General features: G+C 66.8%; 1 protein-coding gene. It reads left to right on the top strand.

Going from position 1 to position 763, the window contains the following annotated elements; genetic code table 11:
* Positions 1 to 763, top strand: a 763-nt coding sequence (locus ACFQO7_RS37735; protein ID WP_376810894.1) for a carbohydrate ABC transporter permease, incomplete at both ends; no start/stop codon positions are given.

Here is a 763-nt window from a genome sequence, read left to right as displayed (position 1 = left end):
CCTACCTCGCGCTGGCCGGGCTGGCGCTGTTCTCGGGGTTCCCGCTCTACTGGTCACTGGTCGTCGCGTCGCACGACAACGGCATCCTCGGCCAGGTCCCGCCGCCGTTCGGCATCGGCCCGAACCTGTTCGCGAACCTCGAACGGGCCTTCGGCACGGTCGACTTCGCCAAGGCGCTGACCAACTCGTTCGTCGTGTCGATCTCGATCACGATCAGCGTGGTCCTGTTCTCGACGCTGGCCGGGTTCGCGTTCGCGAAGCTGAACTTCAAGGGCCGCAACGCGATGCTGGTCATGCTCATCGCGACCATGATGGTGCCGACGCAGCTCGGCATCATCCCGCTCTACCTGCTCATGGCGAAGATCGAGTGGACCGGCACGATGTACGCCGTCGTCGCGCCGGGCCTGGTCACCGCGTTCGGCGTGTTCTTCATGACCCAGTTCCTGCGCGAGGCCGTGCCCAGCGAGCTGATCGAGGCTGCGCGCGTCGACGGCTGCCACACGCTGCGCATCTTCTGGCACGTGGTGCTGCCCGCGTCCAAGCCGGCCGCCGCGGTGCTCGGCATGCTCACGTTCATGGGGGCCTGGAACGACTTCTTCTGGCCGCTCGTGGTCCTCACCCCGGAGGACCCGACGGTGCAGACCGCGCTGTCCACCCTGGCCAGCGGCTACATCCAGGACTACTCGCTGTCGCTGACCGGCACGGCCATCGCCACGATCCCGCTGGTGATCGTGTTCGCGCTGCTCGGCAAGTACATCATCGG

Source organism: Catellatospora aurea, from assembly GCF_042663325.1.
Lineage (GTDB): Bacteria > Actinomycetota > Actinomycetes > Mycobacteriales > Micromonosporaceae > Catellatospora > Catellatospora aurea.
This window is presented reverse-complemented; position numbering and strand designations above follow the sequence as displayed.